Origin of the sequence: Rhizobium sp. Root482, from assembly GCF_001426565.1 — a bacterium.
Taxonomy (GTDB): domain Bacteria; phylum Pseudomonadota; class Alphaproteobacteria; order Rhizobiales; family Rhizobiaceae; genus Pararhizobium.
In genome coordinates, this window is record NZ_LMFA01000023.1 from 123,381 (window position 1) to 138,924 (window position 15,544).

Genomic DNA, 15,544 nt, shown 5'->3' on the forward strand with positions numbered 1-15,544 from the left:
GTATAAACGAAAAATCGGATTGAACGCATGTTTGGTAAACGAGGAAACGAAGGCTTCGGAAAGGGCGGTCCTGCCGCGCAACCGCCCGTATCCGCTGCCGCGACCGCGGTCATGGAGCGGCCGGCGGCGCCCGTGCTTGCCGAGCCCGTGCGCGAGGCGGCGCCCGTCGTGCGCGCCCAGCCATCCCCGCCGCCGATGCGCAAGAAAGCTGCCCGTACCGAGGACTACTACGATACCAAGAGCCAGGTCTTCTCGGCACTGATCGATACGATCGACCTGTCGCAGCTCGCCAAGCTTGATACGGAGAGCGCGCGCGAGGAAATCCGCGATATCGTCAACGACATCATCACGATCAAGAATTTCGCGATGTCGATTTCCGAGCAGGAGGAACTGCTCGAGGACATCTGCAACGACGTGCTCGGCTATGGTCCGCTGGAGCCGCTTCTGGCACGCGACGACATTGCCGACATCATGGTCAACGGTGCCGGCCAGACGTTTATCGAAGTCAACGGCAAGACCATCGAATCGGAGGTTCGCTTCCGGGACAATGCCCAGCTCCTGTCGATCTGCCAGCGCATCGTCTCACAGGTCGGCCGCCGCGTCGACGAATCCTCGCCGATCTGCGACGCCCGTCTTCCCGACGGTTCGCGTGTCAACGTCATCGCGCCGCCGCTTGCCATCGATGGCACGGCGCTCACCATTCGTAAGTTCAAGAAGGACAAGCTGAAGCTCGATCAGCTCGTCAAGTTCGGCGCCATCACCCCGGAAGGGGCGGTGCTTCTCCAGATCATCGGCCGCGTCCGCTGCAATGTCGTCATTTCCGGCGGTACCGGCTCCGGCAAGACGACGCTGCTCAACTGCCTCACGGGCTATATCGATCTGGAAGAGCGGGTCATCACCTGCGAAGATACGGCCGAACTGCAGCTGCAGCAGCCGCATGTCGTGCGTCTCGAAACCCGCCCGCCGAATATCGAAGGCGAGGGCGAGATCACCATGCGCGATCTCATCAAGAACTGCCTGCGCATGCGTCCCGAGCGGATCATCGTCGGCGAAGTGCGCGGACCGGAGGTCTTCGACCTGCTGCAGGCAATGAACACAGGCCACGACGGCTCGATGGGCACGATCCACGCCAATACGCCGCGCGAATGCCTCAGCCGTATGGAATCGATGATCGCCATGGGCGGCTACACGCTGCCTGCAAAGACAGTGCGCGAGATCATCGCCGGCTCGATCGACGTGATCGTGCAGGCTGCCCGCCTGCGCGACGGCTCTCGCCGCATCACCCAGATCACCGAGGTGATCGGAATGGAAGGCGATGTCATCATCACGCAGGATCTGATGCGCTACGAGATCGACGGCGAGGATGCGAACGGCAAGATCATCGGAAAACACAAGTCGACCGGCATCGGTCGCCCGCATTTCTGGGACCGGGCCCGCTATTTCAACGAGGACAAGCGGCTGGCCGCAACCCTCGATGCGATGGAAAAGGATTGATTGCCTTGATCCTGGGAATAGACATCTCCATCCTGGCCATCGCCGGTCTCGCCGCCTTCGCGATGGCCGGCCTTGCCTATGGCATTCTGTTCACCCGCATCGAGACCGAAAAGAAAGCCGAGAGCCGTGTCCGCAAGGTAAAATTCGCCGAGACCGACAGGGTCAAGATGAAGGCGGCGCGCGACCGCGTGAACGAATCGTCGAAACGGCGGAAATCGGTCCAGGATTCGCTGAAGGATCTTGAGAAGAAGCAGCAGGAAAAAACCGCGAAAGCCAAGCCGACGATGAAGATCAGGCTGATGCAGGCCGGCCTTCCGATCTCGATCGCCCAGTTCTATCTCGCCAGCGGGATCTTCGGACTTGTGGCGGGAATGATGGCACTGCTTGCCGGCGCCGCGCCCGTGGTCGCGGCCGGCATTGTGCTCGTCTGCGCCGCCGGCCTTCCGCGCTGGATCGTTGGTTTCATGATCAAGCGGCGCTGCAAGGCGTTCCTCAACGAATTTCCCAACGCCCTCGACGTCATGGTACGGTCGATCAAATCGGGCCTGCCGCTCAACGATGCCATCAGGCTGATCGCCAATGACGGGCAGGAGCCGGTCAAATCCGAATTCAAGCGCGTCATCGAGGCGCAGCAGGTCGGCCTGAATATTCCCGAAGCCTGCGCCCGCATGATCAACAGCATCCCTCTGCCCGAGGTCAATTTCTTCGCCATCGTCATCGCCATCCAGGCGCAGGCCGGCGGCAATCTCTCCGAGGCGATCGGCAATCTCAGCAAGGTTCTGCGCGAACGCAAGAAGATGAAGGCCAAGGTCCAGGCGCTGTCGATGGAGGCCAAGGCCTCCGCCTGCATCATCGGCGCCTTGCCGTTCATCGTCTCGCTGCTCGTCTACATGACATCGCCCGACTACATGATGATCCTGTTCACCGATCCGCGTGGTCATTTGATCATGGCCGGTGCGGCGGTGTGGATGAGCATCGGCATTCTGGTCATGCGCAACATGATCAACTTCGACATCTAGGAGGTCCGGCATGAGCGAAGGCTTAATCAGTACCCTGACCGATCCAAATATCATCGTCGCCTTCCTGGTCGCGGTTGCCGTCCTTGCGACCTTCTACTCGCTGGCCGTGCCCCTTCTGGAAAGGGGCAACCTGGACAAGCGGATGAAATCCGTCGCGACCGAGCGCGAACTGATCCGCGCCCGCGAGCGCGCCCGCCTGAACGCGGAAGGGTCGGGCAGCAAGGCCTCGCTGCGCGCCCAGAACAATATCTCCGCGCGCCAGTTCGTCGAACGGCTCAATCTGCGCAAGGCATTGGTCGATGACCAGACCGTCAACCGGCTGAAATCTGCCGGCTATCGCTCGCAGAACGCGCTCAATATATTCCTTGTCGCCCGGTTCTGCCTGCCCTTCCTGTTTCTCGCCGTCGGCGCCTTCTATATCTTCGTTCTGAACCATCTGGCCGACAAATCCCTGCCGATCAGGCTCCTGGCGGTGATCGGCATCGGCTATGCGGGCTTTTATGCACCGAACATGTTCATTTCCAATGCGGTTTCCAAGCGCCAGCACTCGATCCGCAGGGCTTGGCCCGACGCGCTCGACCTGCTTCTGATCTGCGTGGAATCCGGCGTTTCCATGGAACTGGCGATGCGGCGCGTCGCCGATGAAATCGCCGCCCAATCCGCGCCGCTGGCGGAAGAATTGGTCCTGACCACGGCCGAGCTTTCCTTCCTGCCCGATCGCCGCGTCGCGCTCGAAAATCTCGGCACGCGAACCGGGCTCGACGATGTCAAGGCGGTGATGCAGGCCCTCATCCAGGCCGACCGCTACGGCACGCCGATCGCGCAGGCCCTGCGCGTGCTGGCCCAGGAAAGCCGCGACCAGCGCATGAACGAGGCCGAAAAGAAGGCCGCGGCGCTGCCGCCCAAGCTCACCGTGCCGATGATCCTGTTCTTCCTGCCGGTCCTCGTGGCCGTCATCCTCGGCCCGGCCGGCATCCAGGTGTCGGACAAGTTCTGAAGATTTCGGCGTGTGGCAACGAGAGGCAGGGCGGGCGGCAATTTCCGCTCCCCCTAGCTATTGGCTAAATAGTTGAAATCGGCTCAGGCCCGGTAACGGGCGGCCAAATGTTCCGCTCCAATCCTGTGCGAATTGAAGGTCCGACTCTTCGCGGAGACGATGGGCCGAAGAGACGCTTGCGGTGGATTGCGGCCAATTCCACCGCTGATCGAGCGCTCGTTCGCTATGGTCGATCAAACAATGCAGCGTCAGTTCGTGGCCTTGTCGTCGTCCTTGGCCAGCTTTTTCCAGGCATTCTGCTGCGACAGGATGGAGCGCAGATATTTGACATTGGCTTCCGCCTGCTGCGGTGAAAGCTCCTCGCGGGCGATCTTTTCGGCTTCGCCGAAGCGCCCTTGCAGGCCGACGGCGAGCGCCAGGTTCTGGCGGATGCCGCTATTGGCGCCCGGCTGGCCGGCGGCGTTGCGCAGATAGCTCTCGGCGGTCTTCAGATCCTTGGCGAGTAGATAGGACATACCCAGATTGGAGAGGACGGACGGCTCGTTCGGTTCGATCTGAAGCGCATCGCGGTAGCGCTGGCGGGCTTCTCCGGAACGGCCAAGCTGATCGAGGATGGCGCCCTCGGCCGATTTCAGTCTCCAATCCGGCCGGTCGGGCGTCTGGGCCCGCGAAATCGTGTTCAGCGCCTGTTCCAGCTGGCCGGCGGCGGCCTGCGATTTGCCATAGGCGGCCAGCACTTCGCGGTCGCTCGGAAAATGGATCGCCACCTGCTGCATCACCGCCAGCGCCTGGTCGTTGCGGCCGGTCATCCGAAGCATATTGGCATAGTTGAGCCCGGCGGCCCGGTCCTTCGGGTTGCGCTCATAGGCCTGGCCGATGCTTTCGGCGGCCGCCGCCAGTTCACTGGCGTTCATCGAGGAGACGGGCTTTGAGAAGCTGGCGGAGGAGGGCACCGAGCCCGTCGTCAGTTCCTTCTTGTGGTTCGCGCAGCCGGCCAGCGCCAGGGCGAGGATCGCGACTGAAGCGCCCCTTAGCCACCGGCTGTCGGAAATGGATGAATAGCGACGTGCAGTCATAACCAATGCCCCCAGCATCTGTTCACGCGCCAACAGGTTCCCTGGCACTATCGGCGCACTCTCCACTCCAGCAATAATCTGTTAACCCTAACAGAGCGTTAATCAGGTGATTCTGCAGAAGTTTGTCCGGAGATTTTCATGGCTTCCTACCAGTTTATCGATCGTCCCTCGCCATTCTATGCCGGCACTGGCCCGACCCTGCCCGTCTTTGCGGTGACGCCGGCGGATATTGAGGAAGGGACGATCGACAGGGCAGCGCTCGATTGGGCGCGGGGGGCGGGCTTCAAGGCGGAAAGCGGCTCGGTCCTGCTGGTCGCCTCGGCTGGAGGAAAACTGGGTGGCGCCTTGTTCGGGCTCGGCGCCCATCCCTCCGATAGCCCCTTGGCGGCCGGACAACTGGCGAAAAGCCTGCCTGCCGGCAACTGGCATATTGCCACGACGCCGCTTTCGGCGGAGCGTCTGGCGCTCGGTTACGGCCTCGGCGCCTATCGGTTCGACCAGTACAAGCCGAAGTGCAAGGATGCCGCCGTTCTTGTCGTTCCTCAAGGCGCCGATGCCGTCGATATCGAACGCCAGATCGCCGGCGTCTATCTTGCGCGCGACCTCATCAATATGCCGACCAATGACATGGGGCCGGATGCGCTGGAAGATGTGTTTCGCGCGCTCGGCGGTCATTACGGCGCTAAAATCTCGGTCATTGCCGGCGAAGACCTGCTGGAGGAGAATTTCCCGCTGATCCATACGGTCGGCCGTGCCAGCGCCGAAGCGCCGCGTCTTCTCGAGATGCGCTGGGGCCGAAAGGGAGGCCGCAAAATCACGTTGGTCGGCAAGGGCGTGTGCTTCGATACCGGCGGGCTGGATATCAAGCCTGCCTCCTCCATGCTTCTGATGAAGAAGGACATGGGCGGTGCCGCCAATGTCCTGGGGCTTGCGCTGATGATCATGGACGCGAAGCTCGATGTCGAACTGCGCGTGCTGGTGCCGGCGGTAGAAAATTCGATCGCCTCCAATGCCTTTCGACCCGGCGATATCTATCGCAGCCGCAAGGGCCTGACGGTGCAGATCGACAATACCGATGCCGAGGGACGCCTGATCCTGGCCGATGCGCTCGCCTATGCCGACGAAGAAGAGACGGACCTCTTGATCGACATGGCGACGCTGACCGGTGCCGCCCGGGTGGCACTCGGGCCGGACCTGCCGCCCTTCTATACAGACAGCGAGACCCTCGCAGCAGACATTGCGCAGTCAAGCCTTGCGGCCGATGATCCGCTCTGGCGCATGCCGCTCTACAAGGGTTACGAGAAGGATATTTCGGCGCGCATCGCCGATCTCACCAATGCGCCCTCGGGCGGCATGGCGGGATCGATCACGGCGGCGCTGTTTCTCAAGCGCTTCGTCACCCGCGCCCAAAACTGGGCGCATTTCGACATTTTCGGCTGGTCACCGAGCGAGCGGCCGCACGCGCCGCTCGGCGGCGAGGCGCAGGCCATCCGCGCCCTCTACCATATGATCGCGAAGGCGAAGTAGGTCTTTCGCCTTCGCGTCACAGCACCGCCCTTACAGCCTCTCCCGATCGGGCGAGGCTGTAAGCGGCAGGAAAAATCCTCAGCAGGGGAGGGCGGTCGGGCTATTCGTTGATCAGGCGCTTCAGAAGCTCGATCTCGTGCGACAGTTTCGTGTCGCCGGAAATCAGGTCCTCGATCTTGCGCACGGCATGCAGCACCGTCGTGTGATCGCGTCCACCAAAGCGGCGACCGATTTCCGGGAAGGAGCGCGGCGTCAGGGACTTGGCCAGGTACATGGCGATTTGGCGCGGCTTGACGATGACCCGGGTCCGGCGATTGGACACGAGTTCCTGGCGCGAGACATTGTAGTGTTTCGCCACTACGCGCTGGATATCCTCGATGCGCACCCGGCGCGGCTCGCCGGCATTGACGAGATGCCCCAGCAATTCATCGACCCGCTCGATCGAAAGCTGTGGCTCGAAGGAAAGGCGGAACAGCAGCTGATTGAAAGCGCCTTCGAGTTCGCGCCCGCTGGCGGTGATGTTGCGGGCGACATGGCTCAGAATGGCGGCGGGAATATCGAGCGACGGATCGTCCTGGCGCACGACTTCGAGCCGGCGCTTGAGGATTTCCAGGCGCATCTCGTAATCAGGCGCTTCCATTTCGATGGCGACGCCGCCCTGCAGGCGCGAGCGGACGCGCGGGTCGAGCGATTCCAGCTCCCAGGGCGCGCGGTCGGCTGCGACCACCACCTGCTTGGCGCTGTCGAGCAGCATGTTGAGAAGGTGACAGAATTCATGCTGGATCGACTTGCCCTGCAGGAACTGCATGTCATCGATCACCAGCAGGTCGATATTGCGGAGCGTCTCCTTGAGGGACAGCGCGTCATTGTCGCGGATGGCGGTTGCAAAGCGCCACATGAAATATTCGGCCGTCAGATAGACCACGCGCGGAACGCGCGGGCTCTGGATGGCGGCGGTGGCGATCGCCTGCAAAAGATGCGTCTTGCCCAGTCCCACGGTCGAATGGATGAACAGCGGATTGAAGCGCACGGCGCCGGCGCCAGCTTCGGCGATCGTCTTGGCGGCGGCAAGCGCGACCCGGTTGGAAGAGCCTTCGACAAAGCTCTCGAATGTATAGCGCGGATCGAGCGGCGAGCCGAACAGCGGGCCGGCGACCGGCTGGGCCTTCTGCAGATTTCCGACCGTGGCGGCGGCGTGATGGGCAAGCGTCTGCGGCACGGACCGGCGCGGAGTGGTGTTTGCGGCATCGCCGTGGCTGACCTGCGGCGCGTCCTCGGCAAGGCCGGGCCGGGCGCCGCGCGTTGCGCTGCGCACCAGGATTTCGACCTTGAGGACCTCCGGGTCCTCCTGCTGGACGAGGCTGGTGATCAGATCGAGGTAACGGTTGTTGATCCAGGATTTCAAAAAGGTCGTCGGTACCGAAAGCCGCACGACGCTTTTGGAGACCGAGTGAAGCTTCAGTCGTCCGAACCAGCTCGCAAAGACGTCGGGGCCGACCTGGGCTTTCAAGCGCGCACTGACCCGTTCGAACAGTGCACTGTGCCTCATATCGCCCTTTTCCCCCGTGGCTCCGTCAGGCTGCTGCGCAGCGATCTGACGTATATTCTCCCCATTTTCGAATACGATCGCCGACGTCACCGAATTACCAAACATATTGCCGCCTTCCAATGTCATTCCGCGACGCCGTCATTGCTGCCGACGTCAGCCTTTATGTCTGTACCTGCGGCCCTTCTTTAAAAGGCATGCCGCCCATCCAGACGCTCGCCGAGCCCCAAGAGGAATCCTCATCCTCCTCTCGCTGCCCGGTTCCGTACAGACCCGCCGGCATGAAGCCAAACGCCTGTCCCGCCTGTACGGTTTCATTCTCTCGTCCAAGGCCGGCCCTATAACAGGGGCCGCCTCTCGTCCGTTGTCTCCTTCCCGCCGACATCCCGACCCTCGTTACAAGAAGGGTTGCCGTACTTCCGAATATCCTCCCCTGGATATCCGCATGACCTGTCGCGCGGTTCCACGGCGCGTATGTCTTCCGGGGGTGCGCACCACAACCAGAAATCGCAGAACACCGCGCCGCGCGACAGATCGTGCGGTTGGGGATTCTCAGGTCTGATTGATGGAACGTTGTGGAACCACCCCGTCACAAAAAGCTTAAGTGAAATTGTGCGACCCGTTGAATGGTCGCTTTTTCATCTTGTCCACAGGTATCCCCCGCGCCTTCTGTGGAGGCATTTAGGCAGGATCGTGGCACAAGATCAATCGCCAATTTTATGGGCGAGAGGCGACTGGCCGTTGACTCTCATAGCGTGTCCTGCATGGGCCGGTAGCCGGCTTGTGAGAATCGCTTTTGAATCAAGGGCTTTGATTTTTGGCTTGGAAATCGGCCGGCGAAAAACAAAAAAAATAAAAATTCTCTTGACTCGCCGCAGGCTTCGGCAGGGCTCCGCAAAAGCTGCGGCCGCTGCTATGTCCTCCGACAAGTTACTGAAATTGCTTATAAAATGATGTCATCACATTGACATGATGAAAATGTGATGACAGCGGGTAATCCCTGGCCCAAGCCCGAATCCGAAAAGCCCGGTCGTGGGACCGGGCTTCCGCTTAACGAAAAATTAGAAGTCTTATTAAGCCTGGAGCGACTTCACGCGGCTGGCCAGACGCGAGACCTTGCGCGATGCCGTATTGGCATGCAGCACCCCCTTCGTGGCTGCCCGCATCAGTTCCGGCTGGGCTGCCTTGAGGGCTGCCTGGGCCAGTGCCTGATCGCCGGTGGCGATAGCTTCCTCGACCTTGCGGATGAAGCCGCGAACGCGCGAACGGCGGGACTTGTTGACTTCCGTGCGGCGTGCGATCTTGCGGGTCGCTTTTTTCGCCGAAGTTGTATTGGCCATTTGGTGTCTCTCTTCGAAATCTGACAAAAACTTCCGACGCGCCGTGCCGGGTCAGTGCGACCTGTCGTCCAAGCAATTCGGGAGCAATATCGGAAAACCTTGGAGCGGCTTTCCAAACTGTGGGCGGCATATAGCCTTAAACACCGGCGGCGTCAACGCGCTATTTTTGAAAAGGCCTGGGCCCGGAACCGGCCGGGAGGGGGTTATTTCTGGCATTTTGGGCAATAGAAGGTCGAGCGTCCCGCCTGGACGATGCGGGTGACCGTGCCGCCGCAGCCTATCGTCCGGCAAGGCTTGCCCTCGCGGTCATAGACCGAGAAGGAATGCTGGAAATAGCCAAGCGTGCCGTCCGTCTGGATATGATCGCGCAGCGACGAGCCGCCGGCGGCGATGGCGTCCGCGATCACGGCGCGAATTGCCTCGGTCAGGCGTACAAGCGCCGCTTTCGGCCGCCCCTTCGTGTCCACAAGCGTGCCCGCCGCCCTCAGCGGCGAAAGGCCGGAGCGCCACAAGGCCTCGCAGACATAGATATTGCCGAGCCCGGCAATGGTTCTCTGGTCGAGCAGCGCCGATTTCAGCGGCTGCGTCTTGCCGGAAAGGCGCATCGCCAGATAGGCCGCGTCAAGCAGGTTGCCCGTCGGCTCCTCGCCAAGGCCGCGGAAAAAGGGATGGGCTTCCAGCGCCTCGCGCCGGACAATGTCCATGAAGCCGAAGCGGCGGGGATCATTATAGATGACGCGCGCCGGCCCGCGGGCATTCTCCAGATGGAAGATCACGTGATCATGCTTCTCGTCCTTGCCGCGCGGATGATGGAAATCCCCCGGCAGCGCGGCGCATGCTCCTTCCTCGACGCGGAAGGAGCCCGACATGCCGAGATGGGCGATGATGACGTCGCCGCCTTCAAGGTCGATCAGGAGATATTTCGCCCGGCGTCCGAGCGAGGTGATCCTCCGTCCGGCAAGCAGTGCCGAAAATCCGGCCGGGAATGGAAAGCGCAGGTCCGGCCGGCGCAATTCGGCGCGCACCAGAAGCGCCCCTTCCATCGTTGGTGTCAGCCCCCGTCTTACGGTTTCCACTTCCGGAAGTTCCGGCATCGGCGTCTCCTTGGCTGGTCCTGCCTCGCCATGTGTCAGATGGTCTCGACACGGGCAATTCCCTTCGCCGCGCGCATGCCCTATATGAGGGCGCAGCTTGGCGGCATCCGCTGCAGAGATAGCGCGGATCGGGCGGAGTGGCCATGGTCGGCTTTGTGGGATCGAACCGGAGTTTTTCTATGACAGGTGAGCGCACGTCCGCCGAGGGCGGCATGGAGACCTCCTACGGGTTCCGCCAGGTTGGCCAAGGCGAAAAGCAGGCGCTGGTCAACGATGTCTTCCATAAGGTCGCCAAGCGCTACGACATCATGAACGACGTCATGTCCATGGGCCTTCACCGCGCCTGGAAGGACGCGATGATCGCGTCCCTCAATCCGCGCCGCAGCGAGGACTACCGCGTGCTCGACGTTGCCGGCGGCACCGGCGATATCGCCTTTCGCATTGTCGAGGCCTCAGGCCGCCAGGCCCATGCGACCGTGCTCGATATCAACGGCTCGATGCTGGGCGTCGGCGCCGAACGGGCCGAAAAGAACGGGCTTTCGCCCAATCTCACTTTCGTCGAGGCCAATGCCGAGGAACTGCCCTTCGAGGCGAATTCCTTCGATGCCTATACGATCGCCTTCGGCATCCGCAACGTGCCGCGCATCGATGTGGCGTTGAACGAAGCCTATCGCGTCCTCAAGCGCGGCGGCCGGCTTCTGCTGCTGGAGTTTTCCGAGGTCGAGATGCCCTTGCTCGACAAGGTCTATGATGCCTGGTCGTTCAATGCGATTCCGAAATTCGGCCGGCTCGTCACCGGCGATGCCGAGCCCTACCAGTATCTGGTGGAATCGATCCGCAAATTTCCCAACCAGCGCGATTTCGCCGCCATGATCACCAAGGCCGGCTTCTCCCGTGTCACCTTCACCAATTATACCGGCGGCATCGCGGCCCTTCATTCCGGCTGGAAAATCTGATCCATGATGCCGACAGGATTAAAGCGCGCCCGGACGGGCGTCACGCAGGGCGGAAAATCATCATGAGTGCGCCGGGAGCCTATCTCCGCCTGCTGCGGATCGGTTGGGTGCTGATGCGCGAAGGCGTCATTTCGGCCTTGCCGGCCGAGGATCTCCCGCCACCGGCGCGCGCCTTCCACGGTTTTGCCGGCCTCCTGGCCCGACGCCGGACGAAAAGGGAAGACCGCAGCGGCCGTCTTGCCCGCGCCATCGAGAGGCTGGGGCCTTCCTATGTGAAGATCGGCCAGTTTCTCGCCACCCGACCGGATGTCGTCGGGGCAGGCTTTGCCGAGGACCTTGCCTTCCTGCAGGATCGCATGGCGACCTTTCCCGTCGAGGAGGCGCGTGCCGTCGTCGAAGCCTCGCTCGGACGCCCGATTTCCGATCTCTATCTGCATTTCGGCGAGCCGATCGCCGCCGCCTCGATTGCCCAGGTCCATCCGGCCATCGTGCTCCGCAACGGCGTCGAGGAGAAGGTCGCGGTCAAGGTCGTGCGTCCCGGCGTGCGCCAGCGCTTTGCCCGCGATCTCGAGGCGATGTATCTCGTCGCCCGCCTGCAGGAGCGTTTTGTCGCCTATACCCGCCGCCTTCGTCCGGTCGAAGTGACGCGGACGCTTGAGCAGACCACGAAGATCGAGATGGATCTGCGGCTCGAGGCGGCCGCCCTGTCGGAACTCGGCGAGAATTCCGCCGAAGACCCGGGATTCCGGGTGCCGAGGGTGGATTGGGAGCGCACCGGCCGCGACGTGGTGACGATGGAGTGGATCGACGGCACCAAGATGTCGGATGTCGAGGGCCTGCGCCGCGCCGGCCATGATCTCGATGCGCTGGCCGATACACTCATCCAGTCCTTCCTGCGCCACACGCTGCGCGACGGATTTTTCCATGCCGACATGCACCAGGGCAATCTCTTCGTCGATCCGAGAGGCATGGTCGTTGCCGTCGATTTCGGCATTGTCGGGCGCCTCGGCGTCAAGGAGCGCCGCTTCCTCGCCGAAATTCTCTATGGCTTCATCACGCGCGATTATCGCCGCGTCGCCGACGTGCATTTCGAAGCCGGCTATGTGTCTGGCAATCATGATGTGGCAAGTTTTGCCCAGGCGATCCGCGCCATCGGCGAGCCGATCCATGGGCAGCCGGCCGAAACCATCTCCATGGCCAAGCTCCTGACCCTCCTGTTCGAGGTGACGGAACTGTTCGACATGGAAACGCGGCCGGAACTGGTCATGCTGCAGAAGACCATGGTCGTCGTCGAGGGCGTGGCCCGCACACTCAATCCGCGTTTCAATATGTGGAAGGCGTCGGAGCCGGTGGTCGGCGGCTGGATCAGAGACAATCTCGGCCCCAAGCGCGTCCTCTCCGATATGAAGGAAGGCCTGCACGCGGCACTCCGGCTTGCCGAAGCGGCGCCCGAGATCGCCAGGAAGACGGAAAAATTCTCTCGCGACCTGACCACCATGGCGGAAAACGGCCTGCGCTTCGATGCAGAGACTGCGGAAGCCATCGGCCGCTCGGAAGCCCGCCACAGCCGCTCCGGCCGGGTGGCGCTCTGGGTCATCGCCTTGGCGCTCGCCGTCATCGCCTGGCGGATGTTCTAGCGGCGTCCCGCGCTGAGCCACACGGCAAGCCGGCGGAACATCGCCGGCTTTCGGTAATGGGTGTGTCTATCCGGCTGATCGGGCAGGTGCGAGCAGGCGCAGGGCATTGATCGTCACCAGCACCGTCGCCCCGGTATCTGCAAGGATTGCCGGCCATAGCCCGGTGACGCCGATGATGGTGGTCACCAGGAAGACGGCTTTCAGGCCGAGCGCGATGGTGATGTTCTCACGGATATTGCCCATGGTGCGCTTCGAGAGCGCGATCATCTCCGCGACATCGCCGACCCTGCCGTGAAGCACTGCGGCATCGGCGGTTTCAAGCGCCACATCGGTGCCGCCGCCCATGGCGATGCCGATATCGGCGGCGGCCAGCGCCGGTGCATCGTTGATCCCGTCGCCGACCTTGGCAACGACCAGGCCTTCGCGTTTCAGTTCCCCGACGATCCTCTGCTTGTCCTCAGGCATCAGTTCGGCGCGCACCTCCATGCCCAGTTGCAGACCGATGGCGCTTGCCGTGCGTCGGTTATCGCCGGTCAGCATGACGGTCCTGATGCCGACGTCCTTCAGCGCCTTCAAACCGACCTTGGCATCTGCGCGCGGTTCGTCGCGCATGGCGATGGCGCCTGCCAGCGTCGCGCCGATGATCAGCACCGACACAGTCTTGCCCTCGTCGTTGAGCGCGGTGATCCGTTCCATCTGCGCGGCCGACAGGGCAACCCGCTCGCCGGCCGCCTGCGGCGAGCCAAAGAAGACCGGCTGGCCCTCGATATTTGCCGTCACGCCCTTGCCGCCGAGCGCCTTGGCCTCTGCGGCTGCGGGAAGGACAAGCCCTTCTTCGGTCGCTTTCCCGAGGATGGCCTTGGCAAGAGGGTGGCTCGATCCGGTCTCCAATGCGGCTGCGAACGACAATACGTCAGGTTCGGAGCGGTCGAAGCCAATGATATCGGTGACTTTCGGCCTGCCTTCGGTCAGGGTGCCGGTCTTGTCGAATGCCACGGCGCTGATCGTGCCGAGCGTCTCGAGCACCGCGCCGCCCTTGAGCAGCAGGCCGCGACGGGCGCCAGCCGAGAGGGAGGCGGCGATCGCTGCCGGCGTCGAGATGACCAGCGCGCAGGGGCAGCCGATCAGAAGGATGGCCAGCCCCTTGTAGACCCATTCGCCCCAGGCAGCCCCGACGGCAAGAGGCGGAATGATCGCCACCAGCGCCGCGACCACGACGACGGCAGGCGTGTAGTAGCGCGAGAAGCGGTCGATGAACCGCTCGGTCGGCGCCTTGGATTCCTGCGCCTCCTCGACCAGCCTGACGACGCGGGCGATGGTATTGTCGGCCGCAGCCGCCGTGACCCGCACGCGCAAGACCCCGTCACCATTAATGGTGCCGGCAAAGACCGTCTCGTCCGTGCCTTTGCGCACCGGCGTGCTTTCGCCGGTGACCGGCGCCTCGTCGATGTCGCTCTCGCCCGAAAGGATGATGCCATCCGCCGAAATCCGGTCTCCGGGACGAACGAGAATGCTTGCGCCGACGGCAAGGCTTTCGGCCGGGACAGCGCGTGTCTGGCCGTTTTCCTCCAGGAGCGCCTCTTTGGGCATCAGTGCTGCCAGCGACTGGATGCTCTGGCGTGCCTTTCCGGCCGCCACGCCCTCCAGCAATTCGCCGACGAGGAAGAGAAAGACGACGGCCGCCGCCTCTTCGCCCGCATCGATGATGACGGCACCGATCGCGGCGATGGTCATCAGCATCTCGATCGAGAACGGCGTGCCCGCAAGCGCCGCCATGACGGCGCGCCGCGCGATCGGCACGAGCCCGATCAGCATGGCGGCGATAAAGGCGTAAGGCGCGATTGAAGGCACGAGGTGGCCAATGGCGTAGGCGGTAAGGAGCGCGGCGCCCGAAAGGATCGTCAGCCGGCCCTTGCGCCCGGCCCACCAGGGGCCGGCGGAGGGCGCATGATCATGCCCGTGCAGGCCCTCGGTTCCACTGTTGCCCGCCTGCACTGAATGGTCATGCCCCGAATGATCGTGTCCGGAATGGTTATGTTCGGGATGCGCATGGGATCCGTGTATATGGCCCCCGCAGCACGCGGTTTGATGACCAGCGGCCGGGTTGGCCGTGTCCTTACCCACAATTTCCGAAACGGAATAGCCGAGCCCCACGACCTTTTTTGCGATGGTGGCAAGATCGCTCGTTTCACCGTGCCGCACCGTCATCGTGCCGGCCGTCACCGAAACGGAGACATCCTCGACACCAGGCATGCGCCGGACCGCCGTGTCGATCTTGGCCGCGCAACTGGCGCAATCCATGCCCTCCACCCGGTATCGTGTCTGTATCGCATCCGCCATGATCTTGTCCTGTAAGCTTGGTTGTCAAAATCCGGCTTCCTTCCTACATCCTCTAGCGACTAGAGGTGCAAGAGATAAATGATGAAAAAGATCACCATAGGCGAGGCGGCGCGGAAAAGCGGGGTCAAGGTGCCGACGATCCGCTATTATGAAGGCATCGGTCTGCTCGCGGCACCCAGCCGTAGCGAGGGCAATCAGCGTGCCTATGAGCAAACGGACCTCGATCGCCTGACCTTCATCCGCCATGCGCGCGAACTCGGCTTCGAGATCGACGCCATTCGCGCCCTGCTCACCCTGCAGGACGATCCGCACCAGTCCTGCGCCTCGGCCGATGCCATCGCCAAGGCGCGCCTCGTAGAAGTCGAGCAGCGCATCCGCAGCCTGACGGCGCTGAAGGCGGAACTTGAAATGATGGTGGAGGGCTGCGGCCATGGCCGGGTGGATCAATGCCGGGTGATCGAGGTCCTTGCCGATCACGGCCAATGTGCCCACCATGGCCATTGATGGTGTTTGATGCC

The 15,544-nt window shown here is 62.6% G+C and carries 12 protein-coding genes; 7 read left to right on the forward strand and 5 right to left on the reverse strand.

The genetic code is table 11. The features are described from left to right. Window positions 1–27 precede the first annotated feature (27 nt). Genes ASD31_RS19190 through ASD31_RS19200 form a run of 3 tightly spaced genes read left to right on the forward strand, consistent with a single transcriptional unit; the run spans window position 28 to window position 3,510 of the window. Entirely contained in the window at window positions 28–1,494 is a 1,467-nt protein-coding gene (locus tag ASD31_RS19190) for a CpaF family protein (protein ID WP_056337620.1), read from the forward strand. A gap of 8 nt (window positions 1,495–1,502) precedes the next feature. Further along, window positions 1,503–2,513: a type II secretion system F family protein gene (locus tag ASD31_RS19195; RefSeq protein ID WP_056338232.1), complete on the forward strand. Its 1,011-nt coding sequence runs from the start codon at window positions 1,503–1,505 to the stop codon at window positions 2,511–2,513. 10 nt (window positions 2,514–2,523) lie between these two features. Then, window positions 2,524–3,510, forward strand: a complete 987-nt coding sequence (locus ASD31_RS19200; RefSeq protein ID WP_056337624.1) for a type II secretion system F family protein — start codon at window positions 2,524–2,526, stop codon at window positions 3,508–3,510. Between the two features lie 248 nt (window positions 3,511–3,758). Here ASD31_RS19200 and ASD31_RS19205 read toward each other — a convergent pair whose 3' ends face one another. Further along, window positions 3,759–4,586, reverse strand: coding sequence for a tetratricopeptide repeat protein (locus ASD31_RS19205; RefSeq protein ID WP_056337627.1), 828 nt, complete (start codon window positions 4,584–4,586; stop codon window positions 3,759–3,761). 138 nt (window positions 4,587–4,724) lie between these two features. Between ASD31_RS19205 and ASD31_RS19210 the strand changes: the two genes are divergently transcribed. Next, the gene (locus tag ASD31_RS19210; RefSeq protein ID WP_056337630.1) at window positions 4,725–6,113 is read left to right on the forward strand and encodes a leucyl aminopeptidase family protein; all 1,389 of its coding nucleotides are present in this window, start codon (window positions 4,725–4,727) and stop codon (window positions 6,111–6,113) included. A gap of 100 nt (window positions 6,114–6,213) precedes the next feature. Here the strand turns inward: ASD31_RS19210 and dnaA are convergent, their stop codons facing one another. From dnaA to mutM, 3 genes are all read right to left on the reverse strand, one after another. Further along, window positions 6,214–7,662, reverse strand: coding sequence for a chromosomal replication initiator protein DnaA (dnaA, locus tag ASD31_RS19215; RefSeq protein ID WP_056338235.1), 1,449 nt, complete (start codon window positions 7,660–7,662; stop codon window positions 6,214–6,216). 1,070 nt (window positions 7,663–8,732) lie between these two features. Next, window positions 8,733–8,999, reverse strand: coding sequence for a 30S ribosomal protein S20 (gene rpsT, locus ASD31_RS19220; protein WP_056337633.1), 267 nt, complete (start codon window positions 8,997–8,999; stop codon window positions 8,733–8,735). 203 nt (window positions 9,000–9,202) lie between these two features. Beyond that, a complete protein-coding gene (mutM, locus tag ASD31_RS19225) occupies window positions 9,203–10,093 on the reverse strand; it encodes a bifunctional DNA-formamidopyrimidine glycosylase/DNA-(apurinic or apyrimidinic site) lyase (protein ID WP_056337636.1) in 891 nt (296 codons plus the stop codon). 179 nt (window positions 10,094–10,272) lie between these two features. Between mutM and ubiE the strand changes: the two genes are divergently transcribed. Both ubiE and ubiB read left to right on the forward strand, forming a co-directional pair. After that, the gene (gene ubiE, locus ASD31_RS19230; protein ID WP_056337639.1) at window positions 10,273–11,049 is read left to right on the forward strand and encodes a bifunctional demethylmenaquinone methyltransferase/2-methoxy-6-polyprenyl-1,4-benzoquinol methylase UbiE; all 777 of its coding nucleotides are present in this window, start codon (window positions 10,273–10,275) and stop codon (window positions 11,047–11,049) included. 62 nt (window positions 11,050–11,111) lie between these two features. Continuing rightward, complete coding sequence (ubiB, locus tag ASD31_RS19235) at window positions 11,112–12,686, forward strand: 2-polyprenylphenol 6-hydroxylase (protein WP_056337643.1); 1,575 nt, start codon at window positions 11,112–11,114, stop codon at window positions 12,684–12,686. A 66-nt stretch (window positions 12,687–12,752) separates the two neighbouring features. On the opposite strand, the gene ASD31_RS19240 is transcribed toward ubiB, so the two are convergent. Beyond that, window positions 12,753–15,026, reverse strand: coding sequence for a heavy metal translocating P-type ATPase (locus ASD31_RS19240; protein ID WP_056337646.1), 2,274 nt, complete (start codon window positions 15,024–15,026; stop codon window positions 12,753–12,755). 81 nt (window positions 15,027–15,107) lie between these two features. Between ASD31_RS19240 and ASD31_RS19245 the strand changes: the two genes are divergently transcribed. Then, window positions 15,108–15,530: a MerR family transcriptional regulator gene (locus tag ASD31_RS19245; RefSeq protein ID WP_056337649.1), complete on the forward strand. Its 423-nt coding sequence runs from the start codon at window positions 15,108–15,110 to the stop codon at window positions 15,528–15,530. Window positions 15,531–15,544 lie beyond the last annotated feature (14 nt).

What these genes read in the sequence shown, in the direction of transcription:
- rpsT (WP_056337633.1), bottom strand. Translation starts at nt 8,999, where the DNA reads ATGGCCAATACAACTTCGGCGAAAAAAGCGACCCGCAAGATCGCACGC.
- mutM (WP_056337636.1), bottom strand. Translation starts at nt 10,093, where the DNA reads ATGCCGGAACTTCCGGAAGTGGAAACCGTAAGACGGGGGCTGACACCA.
- ASD31_RS19240 (WP_056337646.1), bottom strand. Translation starts at nt 15,026, where the DNA reads ATGGCGGATGCGATACAGACACGATACCGGGTGGAGGGCATGGATTGC.
- dnaA (WP_056338235.1), bottom strand. Translation starts at nt 7,662, where the DNA reads ATGAGGCACAGTGCACTGTTCGAACGGGTCAGTGCGCGCTTGAAAGCC.
- ubiE (WP_056337639.1), top strand. Translation starts at nt 10,273, where the DNA reads ATGACAGGTGAGCGCACGTCCGCCGAGGGCGGCATGGAGACCTCCTAC.
- ASD31_RS19245 (WP_056337649.1), top strand. Translation starts at nt 15,108, where the DNA reads ATGAAAAAGATCACCATAGGCGAGGCGGCGCGGAAAAGCGGGGTCAAG.
- ASD31_RS19190 (WP_056337620.1), top strand. Translation starts at nt 28, where the DNA reads ATGTTTGGTAAACGAGGAAACGAAGGCTTCGGAAAGGGCGGTCCTGCC.
- ASD31_RS19205 (WP_056337627.1), bottom strand. Translation starts at nt 4,586, where the DNA reads ATGACTGCACGTCGCTATTCATCCATTTCCGACAGCCGGTGGCTAAGG.
- ubiB (WP_056337643.1), top strand. Translation starts at nt 11,112, where the DNA reads ATGAGTGCGCCGGGAGCCTATCTCCGCCTGCTGCGGATCGGTTGGGTG.
- ASD31_RS19210 (WP_056337630.1), top strand. Translation starts at nt 4,725, where the DNA reads ATGGCTTCCTACCAGTTTATCGATCGTCCCTCGCCATTCTATGCCGGC.
- ASD31_RS19200 (WP_056337624.1), top strand. Translation starts at nt 2,524, where the DNA reads ATGAGCGAAGGCTTAATCAGTACCCTGACCGATCCAAATATCATCGTC.